Raw genomic sequence first — 19,770 nt, 5'->3', positions numbered from 1 at the left:
AAAGTCCATTAAGATATGAAAGCATTTTTAAAATATGTAGCAAGAGATATACTCGAGAAATACGGAAACAATCTCAGCGACATTGCCGTCGTGTTTCCAAATAAACGCGCCGCTCTTTTCCTCAACGAGAGTCTGGCACGTTTGACTGATCACCCTATCTGGTCGCCATCTTACATAACAATCAGCGACCTTTTTCGCAAACATAGCACATTGAAAGTTGGAGACCCAATCAAACTTGTTTGCGATTTACATAAAACATTCGTAGCCTGCACTGGTATTGATGAGACCCTAGACCATTTTTATGGATGGGGACAACTTCTTATCACAGATTTTGACGATATTGATAAAAACATGGCAGAAGCAGAAAAACTCTTTGCCAATCTTAGCAATATACATGAACTTGATGACATCTCATATCTTACAGAAGAACAGAAAACGCTGATTAAGAAATTTTTCAGCAATTTCAACGATGACCACAACTCAGAACTCAAAAAGAGATTTCTACAATTATGGAGCCATTTTCTTGATATCTATAAGCAGTTCAACATGCGTCTTGAAGAACAAGGATTGGCTTATGAGGGGGCTCTGTATCGGAAAGTTGTAAATGATGAAAATATCAAATTCCAACACAAGAAATATCTCTTTGTCGGTTTTAATATGATGCAAGTAGTAGAACGGAAACTCTGCGACCGCTTGATGAAAGAGGGTAAAGCACATTTCTATTGGGACTTCGATGACTATTATATGCAAAACAATCATGAGGCAGGTCACTACATTCGTGAATATCTCAAATATTATCCTAACGAATTGAATGATATGCCTTCTCGCGATCTTCGTGAAATTTATCATAACTTTGATAACAATAAAGACATTACATACATTTCGGCATCAACTGAAAACATTCAGGCCCGCTATGTAAACCAATGGCTTAAAGAAAAGAAACGCTATAAATATGGGAAAAAAGTGGCTATAGTATTAGCCGATGAAGGATTATTACAAAGTGTTATACATAGTCTTCCTACAAACGAAGACATCAAGTCGTTGCCAGATTATTCTGAGAACGACCAGTTATCATATAACATAACATTGGGTTATCCGCTTCAACAGACACCATTCTACAGTTTGCTGCAACAGCTCATCAAGTTGCAGGGCGTAGGTCACCCCAAGCATAGTAACAACTATCGCTTACATAATGTGCTCATGGCGCTCCGTCATCCATACACACGCTATATTTCTCAAAATTATAGCAAACTCTTGAGCGCTCTTGACGAGCAGAAGCAGTTCTATCCTACCCGCCAATTCCTAAGCATGGATGGTGATGAAGGTTTGTCACTGCTTTTCAAAGATTTGGGTGAGACTGCAACAGAAAATGAATACAACTTGAGACTCATCCAGTATCTGCTGGATATTTTGAAGACAATAGGTGTGAATAGTAAAGAACAGGACGATCCTTTATTCCAGGAATCGCTCTTCAGGACCTATACATTGTTGAACCGTCTGCAAGAACTCATCCAGACAGGAGACTTAGCAGTAGACTGCATCACTCTGGAACGGCTCATCCAACAGCTCATCCAGTCAACAAGTATTCCTTTCCATGGTGAACCTGCAGAAGGAATACAGGTAATGGGTGTATTGGAAACTCGAAATCTGGATTTCGAGCATATCTTAGTACTCTCATGCAACGAAGGGAAACTGCCGAAAGGAGTAAACGATGCTTCATTTATTCCCTATTCACTGAGAAAGGCATATGGCTTGACTACGGTAGATAACAAAGTAGCCATATACGCCTATTATTTTCACAGTCTGCTCCAACGCTCACACGACATCACTTTATGTTACAATAACGCAACAGAAGATGGCCAATCGGGTGAGATGAGCCGTTTTATGCTACAACTCCTGGTAGAAAGCCATCATGACATCAAGCGCTTTTCTTTGGTCGCAGGACAAAACACACTGCGTCCTACTTATGAACCAATAGAGAAAAAACAGCATGCGCTCAGCCAGCTCAAGAATTTGAAAATGCTTACGCCAACATTTTTGAATACCTATTTGAGATGTGAAAAGCAATTCTACTATAAATATGTAGAAGGACTGATTGAACCAGATGAAATTGATGAGGACGAAGTAGACAACAAAGTATTTGGAAATATATTCCATCGTGCAGCAGAACTGTTCTATCTAGGATTAGCAAGCAGCGATGCTCTGACAACCGACGGTAAAGGAGAACTCAAACTGACTCGTCCTATCGTTGTATCAAAAGAGCAATTAGAGCAAGCCTTAAAAGATGAATCGCTTGTTTATCGCCTGGTAGATCAGGCGTTCAGAGAAGAACTCTTTAAAGTTAGCGCTGCAGGATATCGTCCAAAATATAATGGTCTGCAACTTATCAACAAAGAAGTAATAGCAAGGTATATCCGGCAACTTGTCACGATAGATATGCGACAGGCTCCATTCACCATACTCGGATTAGAGTTGGTTGTAAAAACTGACGTCGAAGTAGAAACAAGTATCGGCAATTTATCTCTGTCAATAGGAGGTTTTATCGACCGACTGGACGCTGTTGCAGCTAACGGTCATGCAAATGGCAATAATCTTGCAGAACGAATCCGCGTAATAGACTATAAAACAGGACGTATTTCAACAACACGTCCAAGAGAACTGAGCGAAGTGTTTGATCCATCCATGCTCAACAAGCATACAGATTATTATTTACAATCTATGCTCTACTCGATTATTGTAAGCCACAACAGGAATCTGAATCCGGCTCAAGAGCCCGTATCTCCAGGCTTGCTGTTTATACAAAATGCGGGAGCAGAAGATTATGATCCGACATTAAAAATGGGCAAGGAACTCATCAGTAGCATAGATGTATACGAAGAAGAGTTTATGAAACAACTGAAAGTTCTCATCGCCAACATATTTGACAAGGACCAGCCATTCCGACCTACAGATGATAAGCATCGTTGCGAATACTGTCCATACGCAGCTTTATGCAAATCATAGAAACATATATAATATGTGGAAACCAAAATGATTGGTTAAAATGAGCAAAATACTTGCTTTTTTGAATTATTCTATGTATATTTGCAAAAAGAATTATTGAGTATGACAGAAAAAGAAATAAACAAGATAGTTAGTGAGAACTTAAACTATGTAAAATCAGTAGCCAACCAGTATAAAGGTAAAGGCGTTGAGTTTGATGACTTGGTTAGCGAAGGAACTCTGGCAATGCTTATGGCAGCCAGAAAGTTCCAAGCCGACCGGGGCACCGATTTTGTGGCTTATGCCGGTCCATTCGTTCACAAGGCTATATCACAGGCCATCGATAAACAATCAGGACTTTATCGTTTACCGAAAGACCAGAAGAAATTTGCCCCAAGAAACGCAGACAAGGCTGTATCTGTAGATGCGCCACTAAGCGCAAACAATCCGTATACCCTATTAGACATATTAAACGATCCGGATGTAAAGATTGCAGATGATACCCTGAATATAGAAATGATGAAGAAAAAAATGGCAGAAAGCATTGCAGATTTATTGCCACGAGAGAAAGAAATCATCACCAAATTCTATGGTATAGGTGTTCCTAAAGAAACGATGGCTGAAATTGCTGAAGATATGGGGCTCAAACGCGAGCGGGTTCGCCAGATACGAAATCTGACCATACGCAGATTGAACAGGAGTATCCGCCACCAGGCATTGAGAAACTACTTCAAGAGGTAACTCGCAATAGTTTGTAAAAACAAAAAGGAGGGTGAATCATTAACTTATGATACGCCCTCCTTTTTGTTTCATGTTCTAGTTATTAACAATTAAACTTACTCCAATCCCTTTAAATGATTAGCACGATATTGACGGGGAGTAACGCCTATTCGCTTGAAGAAATTAGCATAGAAACTCTGACGAGTATTGAAACCAGCCATTTCGCTGATACCTTCTACAGTCATTCTTGCATAACGCTTATCGGTAAGTAAAGACATAGCATCGTTTACTCGATAATCATTCACCAACTCGGCATAATTCTTATGGAATCGAGTTGCGCATACAGCAGAAATATAGCGAGAGTTAGTATTCAAATCCTCTGCAAGTTTCTTGGAACTATAGTCTGGGTCCTTGTACTTTCTTTCAGTCACAAGAACACGGATTATCTCGTCGCGAAGGCGGTCCTTAGTTTCTTCACTCAGCATAGATTGATATCTTGCTATTTTTTCTTTTTTAGGTTGAATATTGTACTTAGCCATAGTTATGTTATAAAATTTATTACAACAAAGGTACGACTTTTATTTAGAACGACCAAATTTTTTCTCACTTTTTTGAAAAATAAACACAAAAAAGTCGTTTATATGAAATAAAATGGTTATTTTTGCATTAATTTTCAAGCTCAAAGCCGAGAATATCATAATTATTAGACAAGAAGCATAGATATGAAGCAAATATTGTGGTTTATAAAAACGTATTTTACGTTTGTCATTTTGTTCAGTATTCAGAAACCATTTTTCATGATATTGGAAAAGGCTTCTGCTACACAACCTATCGATAATATCTGGAGCGAAATGCCTACAGTGATGTGGTATGGTTTATCACTCGACCTCTCTATGGCTGGTTACCTCACCGCACTACCGGGTTTGTTGCTCATCGCAATGATTTGGTTTCGTAAGGAGATTATACGTCCCATTCTGAATGCTTATTATATACTGGCATCTTTCCTGGTTTCCATTACATTCGTACTGAATGCAGGATTATATCCATATTGGAACTTCCCGCTAGATAGCACTCCTTTATATTATTTCTTTACTTCGCCAAAGGATGCACTTGCAAGTGTTGGAGGGCTTTACATCTTTTTGGCTTTCCTTATCACTGTGCTGCTTACCATAGCCGTCTGGTTCGCACTCCGCATGCCTCATACCCAGAAGCGCTATTCCAGCAGATACAGCAACTATGGTTTTGGAGATTTCGGCAGTGGTCGCAGAACACGCTACTCTGACATAGAGCATCATCGTATGCGCCATTCTCTTATTCTGTTGCTGCTTACTGCCCTTCTCTTCATCCCTATCAGAGGAGGATTTACTGTATCTACAACAAATACAGGAAAGGCATATTTCAGCCAAAATGCGTTTTTGAATCATGCTGCCGTCAATCCGATGTTCAGCCTGTTTGAATCACTTACCCATCAGGAAGATTTTGCATCGCAATACCGATACATGTCAGAAGAAGAAGCTAACAAGCTCTTTGCTCAAATGGTAAGTTCAAGCGACCGGAACACCTACCCGCTCCTGAATGAAGAAGCTCGGAAAAACGGAAAGCCGGATATACTTATTATTATTATGGAAAGCTTTGCCAACGACATCATGCCTTCCGTCGGAACACATAAAGACGTAGCTGTCTGCTTGGACTCAATAGCCAGAAAGGGAATTTTCTTCCCAAGATTCTATTCCAACACTTTCCGCACGGATCGTGGTCTGGTTGCTGTTTTGAGCGGTTATCCTGCACAACCTACAACCAGCATCATGCGCTACCCGGCAAAATCTGCACAATTACCATCATTGGCACGCTCATTGGCTAAAGCAAAGCATTACGGCAATGCATATTATTATGGTGGTGATGTTGATTTTGCCAACCAACGCTCTTGGCTGGTTTCCCAGGGCTATGAGAGAATCATTTCAGATAGTGATTTCCCTATAGAAGACAAATTGAGCAAATGGGGAGTACACGATCATATCGTAGCCAACCGGCTGCTTGCAGACCTCAGGAAAGAACAGAATGCCAAACAGCCTATGCTGAGAGTATTCCAGACATCAAGCAGTCATGAGCCATTCGATGTACCATATAGCAGACTGAAAGACAAGCGTTTAAATGCATTTGCTTACACTGATAGTGTCATAGGTCATCTTCTGCGTGAATACAGCAAATTGCCTAGATGGAAAAATACTTTGGTATTACTCGTTGCCGATCATGTTGGCGCATACAAAGAACATCTTGACAACTTTGACCGCAGCCGCTATCAGATTCCACTTATCATGACCGGTGGAGCAATAGCTCGCCCAATGAATGTTAAGCTCATAGGAAGCCAGCATGATATAGCAGCTACACTGCTCGGACAATTAGGCATTCCTCACAAAGACTTCTTGTTCAGCAAGAATATGTTGAGTGATGCTACTCCTAAATTTGCATTCTTTGATGTACCCGATGCTTTCGGCATGGTATCAGAGGAGAACTCTATCATCTACGACAACAAATCCAAAAAGGTTGTTTATGATAAAGGCAAAAAAGGTTATAACCTGAAGCGAGGCATGGCTTATCTTCAGAAGTTGTACGATGACTTGAATGCAAAATAGCCCAAACGACAGGGCAACAGATTATCAGAAACAAGAAAGCGAACATTACAGAATTTCATAAAGAAAGACTATGATAGAATTACTTCATCAAATAGAACAGATTGATACGCAGATTTTTCTGTTTTTCAATGGTTTTCACAACGAGTATTGGGATTACTTCATGATGATTTTCTCAGACCGTTTTGTATGGGTTCCGTTCTATGCCAGTTTTATCTTTGTACTGCTGAAGAATTTTCCTGTCAAGGTTGTGATGAGCACTATAGTTGTCATCACTCTGATTATCTTGTTTTCAGACCAGACTGCATCAGGAATTCTGAAGCCATTGGTAGCAAGAATGCGTCCCAGCAATCCTGATAATCCTATCAGTCCGATGGTACATGTTGTTCAAGGATATCGGGGTGGCAGATATGGTTTCCCATCTTCTCATGCAGCCAATGCATGGAGCATGGCCTTCTTTGCACAATATCTGGTTCGCCGGAGCAAACTCACGATATTCTTATGCCTGTGGGCATTGATAACCAGTTATTCCCGAATGTATCTCGGTGTACACTATTTTGGCGACCTCATGATTGGTACCCTCATTGGTTTTCTCTATGCCACCTTATATTATTATATATTCCAGTATTTTTTAAGGAAGCATACCGAACGTTTTAAGCCCAACCACGACATCAGATTTGCAAGCGTCCCTATCATTACGGGGCTCGTTTCTATTTGGGTAATCATTTGTACCAGTGGAATACTATCTTTCTATAGCATACCACTGAGATAAACAAATGTATAAAAAGAGTTAGCTTATAAAAAAAGAGTTAGCTTATAAAAACGGTTTAGATTATACATTATTATTAACATATAAAATTTAAAGATTATGAAGAAATTATCAATTCTTGCATTTGCTATGGGTCTGATAGCTTTCACAGCATGTTCTGAGAAAAAGGCACCAGCACCAGCTCAGGCAGAACAGACTGTTGTAACCGATTCCGCGTTTCAGGCTGCCGCAGCCGGTGAATATAAGAGCGCAGATGGAGAGCGTAGTGTTACTTTGAACAGTGATTTCTCTGTTAAAGTAAAAGGCCTTAACAAGGAATTTTACAAGTGGGAATTGCCAGCTAAGCCAGAAGGTAAAGCAGCTGTGATTATCCTGAGCCGCAAGGGTCTCGATGCCGATGTTCAGGAGCAGGCAACACTCGATACAGAAGAAGGTTCTATCATTATTAAGAACGAAACTTTCCGCAAAAAGTAATAGAATATGAACCTGGTATAAAAGCAAAACGCCCTCGCTTCACAGCGAAGGCGTTCCTTTTGGTATTAGTTTCATTTAAGGTAAAAAGATTGTATTCAGGATAACGATGCAAAGGTAGACATATTTTTCGAAACAAACGAATCTTTTTATATGTTTAAAAACATATTTTGTGAATTATTGCTCCCAAAACAAAATTATCTGCCAGATAATTTCGGTACTTACAATTAAATTTGTATCTTTGCACCATAAATTTAAAAATTATTCTTTTTATTGAATTATGGCAATTAATGAAGAAAACAATTTGGAAGAGAAGAAAAGTATCTCTTTCGTAGAACAGTTAGTTGAGGAAGACCTCAAAGAAGGCAAAAACGGAGGACGAATCCAGACGCGTTTTCCGCCAGAGCCTAATGGTTATCTGCATATCGGCCATGCCAAAGCTATCTGCATGGACTTTGGTGTTGCAGAGAAATATAATGGTGTTTGCAATCTTCGTTTTGATGACACTAACCCTAGCAAGGAAAACAATGAATATGTAGAGAATATTCTTCAAGACATCCAGTGGCTCGGATTCAAGTGGGGCAATATCTACTATGCTTCTGACTACTTTGAGAAGCTTTGGGATTTTGCTGTCTGGATGATCAAGAAGGGCAATGCATATATAGATGAACAAACTGCTGAAGAAATTGCACAGCAGAAGGGTACCCCTACCACACCAGGTACTGCTAGCCCATATCGTGATCGCCCAATCGAAGAAAACCTTGCTTTGTTTGAGAAGATGAATACTCCTGAGGCCGTGGAAGGCAGCATGGTTCTTCGCGCAAAACTCGATATGGCGAATCCAAACATGCATTTCCGCGATCCTATCATGTATCGTATCATCCAAACTCCTCATCACCGTACAGGAACAAAATGGCATGCATATCCTATGTATGATTTCGCTCACGGACAGAGTGACTACTTTGAGGGGGTAACCCACTCTATCTGTACATTGGAATTTGTACCTCACCGTCCGCTTTACGATAAGTTCATCGACTTCTTGAAGGAGAAGGACGGAACTGCAGATGTATTAAACGACAATCGTCCACGTCAGATTGAGTTCAACCGATTGAACCTCACTTATACAGTAATGAGCAAGCGTAAGCTTCACCAGCTGGTTGATGAGAAACTGGTTATCGGATGGGACGACCCACGTATGCCTACTCTTTGCGGAATGCGCCGTCGCGGTTACTCTCCTGAGAGTATTCGTATGTTTATCGACAGTATCGGTTATACTAAGTTCGATGCTCTCAATGATATGGCCTTACTCGAAGCATCTGTTAGAGAAGACTTGAACAAGAAAGCATGTCGTGTGAGTGCAGTACTTGATCCAGTAAAACTCGTAATTACCAACTATCCGGAAGGTGAAACAGAGGAAATGGAAGCAATCAATAATCCAGAAAATGAAGCTGATGGCACACACACCATCACATTCTCTAAGAATCTCTGGATAGAGCGTGCTGACTTTATGGAAGATGCTCCTAAAAAATTCTTCCGTATGACTCCGGGTAAAGAAGTTCGTCTGAAGAATGCTTACATCGTTAAGTGCACTGGATGTACAAAGGACGAAAATGGCATTATCACTGAGATTCAGGCAGAATACGATCCTATCAGCAAGAGCGGCATGGAAGGTGCCAACCGTAAGGTTAAGGGTACATTGCATTGGGTATCAGCAGATCACTGCGTAAAGGCAGAGGTGCGCGAATACGACCGTCTCTTTATGGTAGAAAATCCATCTGCTGATGAACGTGATTTCCACGAGTTGCTCAACCCAGACAGTTTCCACGACTATCCTAACTGCTATGTTGAGGAATATGCAGCCAGCAAGAAGCCAGGTGAATATCTCCAGTTCCAGCGTATCGGTTATTTCATGGCCGATCTTGATTCTACTGCAGAAAAACCAGTATTCAACAAAACCGTTGGCTTGAAGGATACATGGGCAAAACAGAATAAATAAATCACCTATATCTGTCTCAGTTTCAACAGCTGAGACAGATATTATTTATATTCAAGATAACAAATGAATACAGCAGAGCTTTTTCTTTGGATACTCGACAATTTAAATTACTGGGTAGTAGCCCTTTTCATGGCTATCGAGAGTTCATTCGTCCCATTCCCATCAGAGGTGGTTGTTCCACCTGCAGCATGGAAAGCCATGGATCCTGATAGCGGAATGTCGTTTATCCTAGTCATCGTATTTGCCACCATTGGTGCCAATATCGGTGCACTTATCAACTATTATTTAGCTAAATGGGTAGGCCGCCCAATCATCTACCGTTTTGCCGACAGCCGCATCGGACATATGTGCCTGATAGACCGCCAAAAGGTAGAAGTTGCAGAAGAGTTTTTCCGCAAGCATGGAGCCGCATCCACTATTTTTGGGCGCCTGGTACCAGCTGTTCGCCAGTTAATCAGCATTCCAGCCGGTTTGGCAGGTATGCATGTAGGCAAATTCTTGCTCTATACCACAATCGGTGCTGGCATTTGGAATACTGTTTTAGCAACCATCGGTTGGGGTATTTACCAATATACAGACTATAAAACAACTCAAGATGTATATCAGCAGGCATTAAAGTATAGTCATGAGCTCGGTTACATCATCTTGGCTCTTGCCGTTGTTATTGTAGCTTTCCTTGCATACAAGGGGCTCAAGAAGAAATAAGAAACTATCCCCCATCCTGCTTCCTCAAGCGGGATGGGGGATTTTTCTTCAGTATAATTCCCCGCAATTCACGGGAAACGACAAGGGTCTATGTGCCACGATGAAAAGGTGGTGTATAGACCCTTGATTATATGGTGATATTCGTAATCTACATCTCCGCTATTATATTTTTTATGAATTGCTCAGATTCTTAATGATTTCCAAAGGTAGCTGGGTAGCTTTGGCAACCTGTTCGGCAGAAAGTCCCATTGCCAGCATATTCTTTGCTATATCCTGAGCTTTCTGATTCATACCGATTTCAATACCCTCCGCAAGACCTTCACGCTTGGCGGTGTCTACGGAATTCTTGATGTCGCGATATGCCATCTTGCTGGTCTCGTACTCCCTCATTTCCTGAGGAGTAAACTTGGCTATCTCGGCTTCCTCGAAGAGGCGGTCGAAAACCTTGTCGCACAGCTCTTTCGGGCGCTGGGTAAGCTTATAGAGATTCTTCAGTGCATAGAGCCACTTCTCGTAGAGCGTATCCAGTTCTTCCAGGGATTTGTTGAACTTGGAAATCTCTACATAAATATATTCGAGTTTGTCGTAAAATACTTTGTGGGTAGCTGTGTCGCACAACTGCACATGATGGCGGATTTTCTCCTTGTCGAATGCATCCTCGTTCATGCTGAAGTTGAGCAGGGCAACGGTATAGACATGATTGAGTCTGAAATCCCATTCACTCCCCTTTGGTGCCTGTTCACGGATAGGGAAGGTTGAGTAGAAAAGGGCACGATCCTTGAAATACGTCTGGTAGGCATTCTGCATTTCTACGATGAACTTCTCGCCGTTTTCGCCCTCGCAATATACATCAAAGATGGCTCTGCGGTCGGTATAGACATCTCCCACATGCTCCGGGTTCAGATACGACACGTCCTTCACAACCTGTCTGCCATTAAACAAGCTGTTGAGGAAGCAAATGAGCAAATCCTTGTTCATTGCTGTTCCAAAAATTCGCTTGAAACCGAAGTCGGTCAGCAAGCTGATGTATCTTTCTTCTACCTGCTTCATAATCATCTGTTTTAAAAATCCATGCCGCAAAGGGCGACTCTAGTTAAAAGAATGATAAAACCTTTTCTAATTTAATAATTGCTTGGCAGAAACTTCTACTACCCCGCCATTTCCGTTACTAATGACCACAGGACGATTGTATAAAGCCTTTTCTACCAACATATCATGCTGAGCTTCAACTAAACCTGATTCAACTTTGTTGATAAAGCCCTCAATCTCACTTTCACTCATAATCCTTAATTATTTTAAATTTAACAATATCCTTAATCTTTGTTGGAATAAGATCTGGTTGCTAAAGTAGTTTTAAATTCTTTTGGATGCAAATATACTGCAAAATCTTGATAACGCCAAATATTTGAATGAAATTAACATCATTATTGGCTAATAACTGAACTTTCGCATATCAGGAGTTAAATGAGTTAAGGAAGTTAAGGAGTTAAGACAATAGAGTCTGAAAACGTTAAAAAATACAAACAAGGTGTCGCATTGCCCACGAATGAGACACCCAAAACCAAAAAATCATACCTGAAAAAACAAATATTACCCCCCACTTTCAAATAAAAACCTTATCTTTGCACCAGGATTTTTACAATCTGTATCATGAAGGATTTAAAATATTGTAAATTATAATCAAAACATAATAGATTAATATGAGAAATTATTTAACTGGAAAAGAACGATTACTGGTCGCAGCACTTGCATTTATTCTTCCATTTTCTTTCGCGAAAGCAGAAGCAAGAGAAGATGGAAAGACAGGTCAGCAAGGCTGGTATGTAGGAGTAGAGGGTGGAATGCCTTTCGGCTTCTCTACCTTCTCAAGTTTCGGACACGACAAGACTCATCTCGGTTGGGCTGCTGGCTTATATGGCGGCTATCGTTTTAACTCCATCTTCTCGGCTGAGTTATCTGCCAAGTATGGAGAAATGAACTTGTCGGCACAAGACTGTTGTGTAGAACGTAACTATTGGTTGGGTAGCGACGGTGTGCTTTACAACGCAGGTGTCTTAGGCATGGACAGTTGGGAATATACCAATCTGAAAAGCCATGTCTGTATGGGACAATATGGGGCAAGAGTGAACGTTCATCTCCTCGGGTTGTTCCCTCAAACAGCTGACAGCCGATGGGATTTGGCAGTATCACCTCATATTTATGCTGTAACGACCAAGGCTGATATTCAGACTATAGCCGATGATACCAAAGTGATAAAAGGTTCTACCAACTGGCATTTGGGCTATGGCGCAGACTTGCAGGTTGGTTATCAACTGACCTCATGCCTGAAATTGGGTATCTATTCCGGTTTGACTCGTCTTACTGGCAAACGTATGGATGGAATGCCGGAATATCAGCATAAGAACAACTTCTTGTGGGAAAGTGGCATAAGATTAGGAATCAACTTGCCTTTTACCAATCCTCATCCGTAACTCCTAAAACAAGATAGAGAATGAAAGCAAAAAGAAGATTTAATATTTGGTTATGGGTGCTGTTATGCGTCCCATGCCTGTTGACAAGTTGCGACCATGATGTTCATGATGACAAGGAAGAAAGCGGCTTGTCGGTATCGCTCACTTGGGCTGATGAAGCCGACCAAGGCACGGAAGTGAAGGATGTGAAACTCTGGATATTCAATGCCTCTGACGGCTCGCTTGTAAAGGAAAAACAATATGGCGGTGCACAGGAGGTGGCAAGCCAACGCTTCCAACTCCCGGAAGGAACCTATCGCATCCTGACTACCACAAACCTAACAGAGCCATTCTTCACCACTGACCAGACCCGGTCTTTGACCAATTGGAACAATATTCTGATAGGTTTGACCAATCCTAAAGATGTGAAGCATAATGCCTATTTCGGAGTTGCCGATGTGAAGATAGATAACAAGGAAGGCAGCTATGTGGTGCAAACCCCTATAAAGAGCGTGCTTGCCGAACTGACCATCATCATCGAGAACATACCGAAAGGCACAGAGATGAGTGGCAAGGTGTTGGATTGTGCCGGGTGCCTGTTCCCAACACAGAAGAACAGTGATGGAGAATATGGTTTGCCGAGCATAGAGCCAACGGAAGTGGAACTCCCTACCCTCCTGGCTACGGAATCAACCCTGAAATCGGAAGTCATTCGGCTGATGCCGACCATACAGGGAAGTTCCGCCTCTCATGTTTATCTCCGCCTCTTGCTGCCTAACGGGACCTTGCAAGAGTTTGACATCACTGCTCCTAAGATGAATGTAGGAGGAAAGTATGAGCTAAGGTTCAAGTACGAAGAAATGCAGCCGAAGATGAATCTGGATGCTACCATCAACGGTTGGACGAACCTCAACAATGAAGTAGAAACCAAATAATAATAATAACTTTTAAAATATGGATAATATGAAAAAGATGACGAAGTTTTTCGCCCTTGCACTCTTAGCAGGTGCAATGGTTTCATGCAGTACAGAAGATACTGCTCCTACAACAGCAAATGGTAAGGTAGCCGTGCAGTTTACTGGTGGTATCAGCGTAAACACCCGTGCCAGCGGAACCACTTGGGACAACGGTGACCGTATCGGCATCACCGACATCGGCAACGATACCCAGTACGGCAACGTGCCTTTCATCCTGAAGAACGGGAAATTTGAGGCAGAAGGAAAGGTCATCTATATCGAAGATGCAAAGACCCATACTTTCCGCGCCTACTATCCGTACAACGCGGCGGGAGGCATCCTCACAGCCACGACCGATGCCACGGCGCAGCAGAACCAGCCTGCCATCGACTTTCTCTTTGCTTCAGGAGCCACGGGAGACAAAAGCAGCCCGGTGGTGAGCTTTACCGACAAAACCTACAAAGGCGGTGAAGACAACTCCTTCCACCACCGCATGAGCCGGATAACCCTTACCTTCGAGGCGGGCGATGGTGTGGATTTCAACGTGGTCAAGCCTGAACGTTACACGCTGGACGGATTGTTACTCACCGGTACGTTCAACACGGCCGACGGTATTGCCACCGCAGACAACGGACTACAGACCGGAGAACTGACCATGAATCTGGCAGACGGCGTTCTCACGTCATCGATCATCCTCTTCCCGCAGACAGTTGCATCCCTGCCGTTGGTTGTGAATTACAAAGGTCAGGAATATCCTGCCACACTCACCATGCCCGACGGCGCACTGCTGGCGGGCAACAACTACACCTATACTGTCAAGGTGAGCAACAAAGTCCTTGAAGTCAGCGAAGCCACCATTGCAAAGTGGAACGATATAGACGGTGGAGAAGTGGATGCTGACCTATAAGATATTAATAATTAATTGATTAGAATGAAGGATTATGAGACATAGATTATTTATCCCCGCAGCCACCGCACTGCTGTTCGCCCTCGCCGCCTGCACGCAGGATGAACTGGCTGGCGATAACCGTCTGTCCAAAGGTGAATATCCCGTTGTCATCCGTGCCACCGGACTGCCCGTGGAGGCAACGCCGCAGGCAGCCCCATCAACCCGTGCCTCCGTGGACGGCGACTGGCAGGGCGTCACTTCCGTGGCACTCAAGATTGGCGATGCGGTAAAGGAATACACCGTTACGGCTACGGATGCCGACGGATACAAGAGCGCCACGCTCTCACGCGAGAACGACCCGTACTACTGGATCAGCCGCAACCCGATTACCGTATCGGCATGGTGGCCCTTGGATAATACAGACATCACACAGATGCCTGTCGTGAAGGTTGCCGAAGACCAGAGCAAATTGGCTGACTTCCAGAAAAGCGACTTCATCTCCGCCGAAAACCAGACGGTGAAATTTGACGACCCGACACTTGGATTTACCCACCGCACGGCACGCGTAGCAATCGAACTGAAGCCCGGCAAGGGATTCACGAGCGTCGCCGGTGCCACGGTGCGCCTCGTGAGCCTGTCTGCCGATAACGGCAACCCGACCGCCATCAAGACCTACAACGCAAGCGGCAACACCTACGAGGCACTGACTGCCCCGCAGACCGTTGTGGCAGGCAAGCCGTTCATCCGGGTGGAACTCGGCGGCGGCACCTTCTACTTCCGCCCGCAGAACAACGTCGTGCTGGCAGCGGGCAACCGCTATACCTACACCGTAAAGGTGAACGCCACCGGTCTGACGTTAGAGGGCTGCACCATCGGTAGCTGGACTGACGGCGGTGGCGAGAGCGGCGCGGCCGAGGATTTGGGCTACATCTACGACAGCAACACCAATACCTACACGGTCTATAACGCCAACGGCCTGATGAATGTAGCCGAATTAGTGAACGGAGGTAAGACCGACATTAACATTACCCTCGACAAAGACATTGACCTGACGGGCAAAGAATGGACGCCGATAGGCACAGGCTACAGCAACACATACACCGGCACCTTCGACGGTGGCGGCCATACCATCACGGGGCTGATCTTTACGACAAATGACGAATATGCGGGTCTGTTCGGCTATCTCAATAGAGCTGGAACGGTGAAGAACGTGGTGATGGAGGGCGTACAGATAACAAGCAATCAAATATATGGCGGCAGTATTGGCGGCGTGGTAGGATCTAGCTGTGGCACCATTGAAAACTGCTCGGTGTCGGGCAGCATCAGCGGCACGGTGTATGTCGGCGGTGTGGTGGGTGTTCAAATAGGCGGTTCCATCACCGGATGCAGTTCCTCTGCCACAGTGAAGGGTATGGTCGATGTCGGCGGCGTGGCAGGTCAGACGAATTCGAGTGCCACCCTGACCGCTTGCTATGCCACGGGCAACGTGACCTTAGAAATAGCCCCCAAAAAGAATATCGCTGGCGGCGGTCTGGTGGGAATGAACGCAGGAAGCAGCCTCCTTGCCTGCTATGCCACGGGCAACGTAACCAGTACGGGTAGTAGCATTTACAGAATTGATATCGGTGGCTTTTTGGGAAATAACTACACCACCGTGACCGCCTGCTATTGGAAGAACAATCATGAACAAGGCATCGGCTACAATAGGGAAAGCACCGAAGCCACGAAGGTGGACGGCACTGGCGTTACCTGGCAGGACGCCGTTGATGCCATGAACACCGCCTTGCAGACCGCAGGCTCAGAGTGGCGTTACGAACTTAAAGGAGCATTGCCTACCTTGAGGAAGCAGTAAACCGTCGGGCGGAAAAGTTACGCCCGCAACGGAAAGAACCAGAGTAATAAAATAACAGATATTATGAGGATAAGATTTTTTGCACTTGCAGCGCTCGCCCTCTTATTGGGCGCCTGCACACAGGACGAAGCGGGCTTCCTACCAGAAGGGGCGGAAGGCACATCCATCGTCTTCACCGCCACTGGGCTGAATCCCGTCGCGACAGCCACCGTCGGCACCCGTGCCCCAGCAGACGGCAATTGGGAGAGTGTGCAGAGCGTGGCAGTCCTGATGGACGGCACGGTGAAGGCATACGACGTGACGCCCTCCACCGTCGACAACACCAGCGCCACGCTGACCTCCACTGACCCGTACTACTGGACCAACCACAACGACATCACCGTCACAGCGTGGTGGCCCTACACCGCTGGCGAGACAACCCCACCTGCGGTAAAGGTAAAAGCCAACCAAAGTACCCAGAAAGACTTTGAGGGCAGCGACCTCATCGTAGCCGACGGACAGACGGTGACTTACGGTAGCCCCACGCTTCGCTTCACCCACCGCACAGCGCGAGTGACCATCGTTCTGACGGACTACACCGAGGGGCTGGCATCCGTGCAGCTGACGGGTCTCTCCACCGAAGGCGACAACCCGGATATAATCGTCCCGTATGACAAGGGCAGCAACACCTACACCACCCTCGTAGCCCCGCAAAGTGTGGCAGCTGGCACGGCCTTCGTTACCTGCACCTTCACTAACGGCAAGACCTTAGTTTATAAGATGAAGAATGCTGCCGACTGGCAGGCTGGCGGTGAATATACCTACACCGTGTCCCTCGCTGCGGCAAAAGACCTGGGCTATACCATAGAGAGCGACGGCACCTACACCGTTACCTCCGCCGATGGCCTGATAAATGTAGCCGAATTAGTGAACGGAGGTAAGACCGACATTAACATTACCCTCGACAAAGACATTGACCTAACGGGCAAAGGCTGGACGCCGATAGGCACAAACTACGAAAACCGATACAAGGGTACCTTCGACGGCCGCGGCCATACCATCAAGGGGCTGACCGTTACGACAAATGACCAATTTGTGGGTCTGTTCGGCTATCTCGATAGAGCTGGTACGGTGAAGAACGTGGTGATGGAAGACATACAGATAACAAGCAATCACGTGTTAATGTCAGGCAATACTGGCGGCGTGGTAGGATCTAGCTGGGGCACCATTGAAAACTGCTCGGTGTCGGGCAGCGTCAGCGGCACGAATTGTGTCGGCGGTGTGGTGGGTGGACAAAAGGCTGGTTCCATCATCGGATGCAGCTCCTCGGCCACAGTGAAGGGAACGCGCTATGTCGGCGGCGTGGCAGGAGAAAAACAGGGCACCATGATCGCTTGCTATGCCACAGGCGACGTGACCTTAGAAATAGACTCCCAAAGGGATCTTTCTGGCGGCGGTCTGGTGGGATTCAACGGAGGAAACGGCGTTCTTGCCTGCTATGCCACGGGCAACGTAACCAGTACGGGTAGTAGCACTGGCAATGTACATATCTTCGGCTTGTTGGGAGATAACTACACCACCGTGACCGCCTGCTACTGGAAGAACAATCAGGAACGAGGCTATAACACCGCCCCCGAATCTATGAAGGTAGACGGCACTTACGTTACCTGGCAGAAAGCCGTTGATGCCATGAACCGCGCCTTGCAGAACGCAGGCTCAGAGTGGCGTTACGAACTTAAAGGAGCATTGCCTACCTTGAGGAAACAGTAAGCCGTTGCGGGCGGAAAAGTTCCGCCCGCAACGAACATTAAACGACAAGGGTCTATATGCCACGATGAAAAGGTGGCGTATAGACCCTTGATTATATGGTGATATTCGTAATCTACATCTCCGCTTTCTGTTTTTTATGAATTGCCCAGATTTTTAATGATATCTAAAGGCAGCTGGGTAGCCTTGGCAACCTGTTCGGCAGAAAGTCCCATTGCCAGCAATCGTTGTGCTGTTTCTGTGTTGGCCTCATGTTTGCCTTCAGCCATACCCTTTTCCATGCCTTGCTTTATGCCCATTTCCATACCTTCAGCAATTCCTTCTTCCTTACCTTTTTCCTTACCTTTCTGGTAGCTGTCATCTATGAGGGTTCTTTCAACGCTTACGGAATCCCAAAACTTATCGTAGGCTCTGAGTTCGGCATCCGAGAAACCGGAAATCTCCAGTTCTTCTACGGCTTTTCCTATCTCTGGATCATTGAGCAGGTCGGAAGGAATATCCTTCGTATTGGAATTAATTTCCGTGAGGAAACGGAGCCATAATACCATCATGCGCTTGTCGGCAATGGAATGAGGAGTGAACTTAGGGAGTTCAATGAAGGTGAAATGCAAGCCTTCGATGACCTTATTGCTGTCCTTATCGTGCACGATGCGGTAGTTGTGGATGAAATCTGGAGTATCATGCGCAAAGATATCATTTATCAGATTGAGAGAATACACTGGTTGCAGTTCGCTGTATTTGCCTCCCTTTTTTGCCTGACTCACATAGAGTTTGGATGCATTGAACAGTACTCGCTGCTGGAATGCGTCAGACCATTCCATCTGCATTTCCACGCAGAACTTCCTGCCTCTGACATCTGTGCAGAGTACATCCACTATGGTGTTCTTGCCCCCTTCGAGCTGGGGCACTAGTTCTGTAGGCAGATACTTGATTTCGTGTATCTGCTCTTCTTCGCTGAGTGGCAGGAGTGCGTTCAGAAGGCTGATCAGTCTTTTAGGGTGATTGCCGAATATCTTCTTGAACGTGAGGTCTGCCTTAGGATCTAAGTACTTCATAACCATCTGTTTTAAAATTCTCAAGCGCAAAGTTACGACTTTATTTTCATATCTGCAAGGGATTTCTGGGAAAAGTTACGGAAAAAGTGAGAGATTGCGTTTTTTATGTAACAGGACAAGGGTCTATATGCCACGATGAAAAGGTGGCGTATAGCCCCTTTTTGCACTATTATACTTCCTTCCAATCAACCAGTCCCTTTCCCATATCATCCAGTTCTATGGCAAGGGCAATCACCTTGCGCTTATCAGCCTTGAAAGGTTCGGCATACTGTTTGGCTTTCATCTGCTCTGTGGCTGCATCCACACCACCATTATTGCTCAGTTTCTGAAGTAAGTGCTGGCAATATCGTCTCATAAAGTGATTTTTTTACCTCTGAATTAGGGAATCCTAGAATATAGATTCCCATCATATAATCCTTAATCGTGAGATAGCCTGTCTGATAGAGGACAAGTTCTGCTCCACCATCAGTCACATCAGAAGTCTCCAGTGTATTGCTAATTATCGGACAATACTCGAAATCTTTCAACCTCTTTTTAATATCATCTTCA

Annotated in this window: 17 protein-coding genes and 1 pseudogene; 12 read left to right on the top strand and 6 right to left on the bottom strand. The window is 44.7% G+C overall.

Features of this window, described 5'->3' with window-relative positions; all coding sequences use genetic code 11:
- The first annotated feature begins 15 nt into the window (after nucleotides 1–15).
- Together F7D47_RS11030 and F7D47_RS11025 are read left to right on the top strand one after the other, a co-directional pair.
- Nucleotides 16–3,003: a PD-(D/E)XK nuclease family protein gene (locus F7D47_RS11030; protein ID WP_153086732.1), complete on the top strand. Its 2,988-nt coding sequence runs from the start codon at nucleotides 16–18 to the stop codon at nucleotides 3,001–3,003.
- A gap of 102 nt (nucleotides 3,004–3,105) precedes the next feature.
- Nucleotides 3,106–3,723, top strand: a complete 618-nt coding sequence (locus F7D47_RS11025) for a sigma-70 family RNA polymerase sigma factor (protein ID WP_006846726.1) — start codon at nucleotides 3,106–3,108, stop codon at nucleotides 3,721–3,723.
- 95 nt (nucleotides 3,724–3,818) lie between these two features.
- Here F7D47_RS11025 and F7D47_RS11020 read toward each other — a convergent pair whose 3' ends face one another.
- Nucleotides 3,819–4,187, bottom strand: coding sequence for a helix-turn-helix domain-containing protein (locus F7D47_RS11020; RefSeq protein ID WP_228112442.1), 369 nt, complete (start codon nucleotides 4,185–4,187; stop codon nucleotides 3,819–3,821).
- 237 nt (nucleotides 4,188–4,424) lie between these two features.
- On the opposite strand from F7D47_RS11020, the gene F7D47_RS11015 reads away from it, so the two are divergent.
- The 5 genes from F7D47_RS11015 (at nucleotide 4,425) to F7D47_RS10995 (ending at nucleotide 10,273) form a co-directional block, all read left to right on the top strand.
- Entirely contained in the window at nucleotides 4,425–6,335 is a 1,911-nt protein-coding gene (locus F7D47_RS11015) for an LTA synthase family protein (RefSeq protein ID WP_153108150.1), read from the top strand.
- A gap of 70 nt (nucleotides 6,336–6,405) precedes the next feature.
- On the top strand, nucleotides 6,406–7,104 hold the full coding sequence (locus tag F7D47_RS11010; protein WP_153086734.1) for a phosphatase PAP2 family protein: 699 nt from the start codon (nucleotides 6,406–6,408) through the stop codon (nucleotides 7,102–7,104).
- Nucleotides 7,105–7,200: 96 nt separating this feature from the next.
- Nucleotides 7,201–7,575, top strand: coding sequence for a hypothetical protein (locus F7D47_RS11005; RefSeq protein ID WP_022121194.1), 375 nt, complete (start codon nucleotides 7,201–7,203; stop codon nucleotides 7,573–7,575).
- Between the two features lie 277 nt (nucleotides 7,576–7,852).
- On the top strand, nucleotides 7,853–9,568 hold the full coding sequence (locus F7D47_RS11000; RefSeq protein WP_153086735.1) for a glutamine--tRNA ligase/YqeY domain fusion protein: 1,716 nt from the start codon (nucleotides 7,853–7,855) through the stop codon (nucleotides 9,566–9,568).
- Between the two features lie 63 nt (nucleotides 9,569–9,631).
- Nucleotides 9,632–10,273: a DedA family protein gene (locus F7D47_RS10995; RefSeq protein WP_153086736.1), complete on the top strand. Its 642-nt coding sequence runs from the start codon at nucleotides 9,632–9,634 to the stop codon at nucleotides 10,271–10,273.
- Between the two features lie 171 nt (nucleotides 10,274–10,444).
- Here the strand turns inward: F7D47_RS10995 and F7D47_RS10990 are convergent, their stop codons facing one another.
- Complete coding sequence (locus F7D47_RS10990; protein ID WP_153086737.1) at nucleotides 10,445–11,329, bottom strand: Rpn family recombination-promoting nuclease/putative transposase; 885 nt, start codon at nucleotides 11,327–11,329, stop codon at nucleotides 10,445–10,447.
- A 60-nt stretch (nucleotides 11,330–11,389) separates the two neighbouring features.
- A complete protein-coding gene (locus tag F7D47_RS10985; RefSeq protein WP_153086738.1) occupies nucleotides 11,390–11,554 on the bottom strand; it encodes a hypothetical protein in 165 nt (54 codons plus the stop codon).
- 419 nt (nucleotides 11,555–11,973) lie between these two features.
- On the opposite strand from F7D47_RS10985, the gene F7D47_RS10980 reads away from it, so the two are divergent.
- The 5 genes from F7D47_RS10980 to F7D47_RS10960 all read left to right on the top strand — a co-directional run bounded on the left by F7D47_RS10980 (nucleotide 11,974) and on the right by F7D47_RS10960 (nucleotide 18,169).
- Nucleotides 11,974–12,744, top strand: coding sequence for a hypothetical protein (locus tag F7D47_RS10980; protein ID WP_153086739.1), 771 nt, complete (start codon nucleotides 11,974–11,976; stop codon nucleotides 12,742–12,744).
- A gap of 20 nt (nucleotides 12,745–12,764) precedes the next feature.
- On the top strand, nucleotides 12,765–13,658 hold the full coding sequence (locus F7D47_RS10975; RefSeq protein ID WP_153086740.1) for a FimB/Mfa2 family fimbrial subunit: 894 nt from the start codon (nucleotides 12,765–12,767) through the stop codon (nucleotides 13,656–13,658).
- A 28-nt stretch (nucleotides 13,659–13,686) separates the two neighbouring features.
- Entirely contained in the window at nucleotides 13,687–14,586 is a 900-nt protein-coding gene (locus F7D47_RS10970; RefSeq protein ID WP_228112446.1) for a fimbrillin family protein, read from the top strand.
- Nucleotides 14,587–14,620: 34 nt separating this feature from the next.
- Nucleotides 14,621–16,420 carry a fimbrillin family protein gene (locus F7D47_RS10965; protein WP_153086741.1) on the top strand — a complete coding sequence of 600 codons (1,800 nt, stop codon included), beginning with the start codon at nucleotides 14,621–14,623 and terminating at the stop codon, nucleotides 16,418–16,420.
- Between the two features lie 63 nt (nucleotides 16,421–16,483).
- Nucleotides 16,484–18,169: a fimbrillin family protein gene (locus F7D47_RS10960; protein ID WP_153086742.1), complete on the top strand. Its 1,686-nt coding sequence runs from the start codon at nucleotides 16,484–16,486 to the stop codon at nucleotides 18,167–18,169.
- Nucleotides 18,170–18,303: 134 nt separating this feature from the next.
- Here the strand turns inward: F7D47_RS10960 and F7D47_RS10955 are convergent, their stop codons facing one another.
- The 3 genes and pseudogenes from F7D47_RS10955 to F7D47_RS14980 all read right to left on the bottom strand — a co-directional run.
- Nucleotides 18,304–19,227 carry an Rpn family recombination-promoting nuclease/putative transposase gene (locus F7D47_RS10955; RefSeq protein ID WP_153086682.1) on the bottom strand — a complete coding sequence of 308 codons (924 nt, stop codon included), beginning with the start codon at nucleotides 19,225–19,227 and terminating at the stop codon, nucleotides 18,304–18,306.
- A gap of 163 nt (nucleotides 19,228–19,390) precedes the next feature.
- On the bottom strand, nucleotides 19,391–19,576 hold the full coding sequence (locus F7D47_RS14805; RefSeq protein WP_194253067.1) for a hypothetical protein: 186 nt from the start codon (nucleotides 19,574–19,576) through the stop codon (nucleotides 19,391–19,393).
- A pseudogene (locus F7D47_RS14980) lies at nucleotides 19,533–19,770 on the bottom strand (ATP-binding protein); the annotation flags it as partial. The pseudogene F7D47_RS14980 and the gene F7D47_RS14805, both read right to left, overlap by 44 nt.

Source organism: Segatella copri, assembly GCF_009494835.1.
Classification (GTDB): Bacteria; Bacteroidota; Bacteroidia; order Bacteroidales; family Bacteroidaceae; genus Prevotella; species Prevotella copri_F.
Note: the sequence above shows the minus strand (reverse complement) of the source record. Positions and strands in the feature narration are given on the sequence as shown.

Coding starts and splice junctions, on each gene's coding strand:
- F7D47_RS11030 (WP_153086732.1), top strand. CDS start 16: ATGAAAGCATTTTTAAAATATGTAGCAAGAGATATACTCGAGAAATAC.
- F7D47_RS11025 (WP_006846726.1), top strand. CDS start 3,106: ATGACAGAAAAAGAAATAAACAAGATAGTTAGTGAGAACTTAAACTAT.
- F7D47_RS11020 (WP_228112442.1), bottom strand. CDS start 4,187: ATGCTGAGTGAAGAAACTAAGGACCGCCTTCGCGACGAGATAATCCGT.
- F7D47_RS11015 (WP_153108150.1), top strand. CDS start 4,425: ATGAAGCAAATATTGTGGTTTATAAAAACGTATTTTACGTTTGTCATT.
- F7D47_RS11010 (WP_153086734.1), top strand. CDS start 6,406: ATGATAGAATTACTTCATCAAATAGAACAGATTGATACGCAGATTTTT.
- F7D47_RS11005 (WP_022121194.1), top strand. CDS start 7,201: ATGAAGAAATTATCAATTCTTGCATTTGCTATGGGTCTGATAGCTTTC.
- F7D47_RS11000 (WP_153086735.1), top strand. CDS start 7,853: ATGGCAATTAATGAAGAAAACAATTTGGAAGAGAAGAAAAGTATCTCT.
- F7D47_RS10995 (WP_153086736.1), top strand. CDS start 9,632: ATGAATACAGCAGAGCTTTTTCTTTGGATACTCGACAATTTAAATTAC.
- F7D47_RS10990 (WP_153086737.1), bottom strand. CDS start 11,329: ATGATTATGAAGCAGGTAGAAGAAAGATACATCAGCTTGCTGACCGAC.
- F7D47_RS10985 (WP_153086738.1), bottom strand. CDS start 11,554: ATGAGTGAAAGTGAGATTGAGGGCTTTATCAACAAAGTTGAATCAGGT.
- F7D47_RS10980 (WP_153086739.1), top strand. CDS start 11,974: ATGAGAAATTATTTAACTGGAAAAGAACGATTACTGGTCGCAGCACTT.
- F7D47_RS10975 (WP_153086740.1), top strand. CDS start 12,765: ATGAAAGCAAAAAGAAGATTTAATATTTGGTTATGGGTGCTGTTATGC.
- F7D47_RS10970 (WP_228112446.1), top strand. CDS start 13,687: ATGAAAAAGATGACGAAGTTTTTCGCCCTTGCACTCTTAGCAGGTGCA.
- F7D47_RS10965 (WP_153086741.1), top strand. CDS start 14,621: ATGAGACATAGATTATTTATCCCCGCAGCCACCGCACTGCTGTTCGCC.
- F7D47_RS10960 (WP_153086742.1), top strand. CDS start 16,484: ATGAGGATAAGATTTTTTGCACTTGCAGCGCTCGCCCTCTTATTGGGC.
- F7D47_RS10955 (WP_153086682.1), bottom strand. CDS start 19,227: ATGGTTATGAAGTACTTAGATCCTAAGGCAGACCTCACGTTCAAGAAG.
- F7D47_RS14805 (WP_194253067.1), bottom strand. CDS start 19,576: ATGAGACGATATTGCCAGCACTTACTTCAGAAACTGAGCAATAATGGT.